Genomic DNA, 2,398 nt, shown 5'->3' on the forward strand with positions numbered 1-2,398 from the left:
GCGGGCTCTCCGCGCCCGCCGACGAGCCCGTGCAGATCGCAGCCCTACCCTCGGCCGGCGGCGCGCTGGCCTTCGCGCAAACCGGGCCGGGGCCCGAGCAGCGCCTCATCCTCGCCTCCCTGCCGCCACGGCGGCCCGACGAGATGGCCGCCGCAAGCGGTGCTTCGCTGGCAGCCGCAATGGCCGGCACTCCAGCCAATGCGCCGTTGCCGCCGATCCGGCCGACTGCGCTCGCCGACGCCGCCCTCACCGTCGCCACCCTGCGCGGGACCGGCGCTCCCGAGCCAATGGCCGCCCCGGCGCCGGAAGGCCGGCTCGTCACCGCCGCGCTACCGCCCGCCCGGCCGCGCGAAGGCGGCGTAAGCTTCATCCAGGCGAGCCAGCGCTCGGTGCCCGTGGCGGCCGAGCCCGAAGAGCCGGAGGAGATGGATCGCTCCGGTCTGAAGTCACTCTTCGCCACGGTCGCGCGCACCGGCGTCTCGACCGGCAATCCGGTCAATGTGGCGACGGCGCGCGCCCGCACCGCAGGCCCATCATCCGCCCCGATCGCCGGGCCGAGCCCGGCCGCCGCGCTCGGCTTCAGCCATGCCGATCCGGGGGCTCCCAAGCCGGGCGCCTTCAGCGGCCCGGCGGTGCGCCCGCTGCCGACGAGCTTCGTGCAGAACTGAACCCAGGCAGCTATTCGCGGTCGATCGGCCAGGCCTTGAAGACGTCGAGCGCCTCGCAGGCCCGCGCCTGCTCCGCGAGCGCAGGCCAACGCGCTTCCGACACGAATTCCGGGATCACGAACCGGCAGAAGCCCCAGGCGATGGCCGCGGCGATGTCGCTGGGCAACAGTTCCGGCCCGGCCGTCAGCTCGCCTTCCTTCGCCGCCGTGTCGAGCAGGTCGAGCGCGACGTGCAGCTGGCTGACGATCCGTTCCTGCCAGGGGGCGTAGCGCTGTGCCTCGGGCCGCTTGCGCTCGTATTCGATCGAGACCGCCTTGTCGGCCGCGACGATGCCGATACCGGTGAGCGCGAGATCGCGCCGGCGCGCCACGCCGTCGAGCGGACGCAGCGAGCGGCCGGCGACGTCCTCGAAATGCTGGATGATCAGCAGGGACTCGCTGATCGCGATGCCGTCGTCGGTGACCAGCGTCGGCGCCTTGATCAACGGGTTGATCGCCCGGAACGCCTCCATGTGCCGGAACACGGAGACAGAGCGGTGCTCGAACGGCACCTCCAGCAGCGTACCCGTGATCGCGGCGCGGCGGACATAGGGGCTATCGAGCATTCCGACGAGCAGCATGGCTTCCTCCTGGCGAGAGTCGCGCGACAGTGCCGAAAGACCGGGCGGAAGCCACGCGAATTCGCGTGATGCGCGGGATCACGCCGCTTTATGCTCGGCCTTCCTGGCCGGCGTGAGCTGTTCGCTCAGCGGCTCGTCCAGTCTCAGCCCGCGCTGATGCGCCTCCATCTGGCAGGGGTCCCAATAGGGCGTGCCGCCGAAGCGCTCGACGAGGAGGTCGATCAGCACCCTGACCTTGCCGGGAACATAGGCTCCCGGCGGACGCACCACATAGAGCGCGCGCGTCGGCATGGGATAGTCGAGCAGGATCGGCTCGACCGCGCCGGAACGGATCGCATCCGAGGCGATGAAGGTCGGCAGCACCGCAAGGCCCAGCCCCGCGGCCGCCCAGGACAGCAGCGTGTCGCCATTGTCGGAGCTCATCCGCCCCGGCGGCCGCGCCGTGATCCAGCGTTTCCCGCTGCGGAAGACCCAGTCCTGATCGTTCGTGCCGCTGTAGAGCAGGCAGTCATGATCGTTGAGATCGGCGGGTATCGCGGGGCGCCCGCGGCGCGCGAGATAGTCCGGGCTGCCGATCACCGTGGCATGGACCGGCGCCAGCTTGCGGGCGATCAGGCTCGAATCCTTCAGCGAGCCGATGCGGATCGCGGCATCGAAGCGCTCGCCGATCAGATCGACATAGCGGTCGCTCGCCTGCACATCGATTTCGAGGCGCGGATATTTCTGGGCGAGCTCGCCCAGCAGCGGCGCGACATGCCTGGTGCCGAAGGTGAGCGGCATGGACAGCCGCAGCCGACCTGCGACCCCGCCCGCCTGCTGCGCCACCGCTTCGCGCGCCTCCTCCAGCTCGGCGAGGATGCGCTCGCTGCGCGTCTTGAACTCCAGCCCGGCCTCGGTGGCGCTGACACCCCGCGTGGTGCGGCTGAGCAGCCGGGTGCCGAGTTCCTCCTCGAGCCGGCTCACGCGGCGGCTGACGATCGACTTCGCCAGGCCGAGGCTCTGCGCCGCCCGGCCGAAACCGCCGGCCTCGACCACGGCGATGAAGCTTCGGATGTCGTCGAGCTCGGACATGGGTGTTCCTCAGTCTGCAACAGCTTGGTGCCGATTATGC

The 2,398-nt window shown here is 70.9% G+C and carries 2 protein-coding genes and 1 pseudogene; 1 reads left to right on the forward strand and 2 read right to left on the reverse strand.

The window, feature by feature from the left end; translation table 11 throughout:
- Positions 1-668 (forward strand): annotated as a pseudogene (locus tag ACIPIA_RS14315) (hypothetical protein); the annotation flags it as partial.
- 10 nt (positions 669-678) lie between these two features.
- On the opposite strand, the gene ACIPIA_RS14320 reads toward ACIPIA_RS14315, so the two are convergent.
- Both ACIPIA_RS14320 and ACIPIA_RS14325 read right to left on the reverse strand, forming a co-directional pair.
- The gene (locus tag ACIPIA_RS14320; protein WP_400510515.1) at positions 679-1,287 is read right to left on the reverse strand and encodes a glutathione S-transferase family protein; all 609 of its coding nucleotides are present in this window, start codon (positions 1,285-1,287) and stop codon (positions 679-681) included.
- Between the two features lie 78 nt (positions 1,288-1,365).
- On the reverse strand, positions 1,366-2,358 hold the full coding sequence (locus ACIPIA_RS14325; protein WP_400510517.1) for a LysR family transcriptional regulator: 993 nt from the start codon (positions 2,356-2,358) through the stop codon (positions 1,366-1,368).
- Positions 2,359-2,398 lie beyond the last annotated feature (40 nt).

It is taken from the genome of Allobosea sp. CER48 (assembly GCF_044752385.1).
Classification (GTDB): domain Bacteria; phylum Pseudomonadota; class Alphaproteobacteria; order Rhizobiales; family Beijerinckiaceae; genus Allobosea.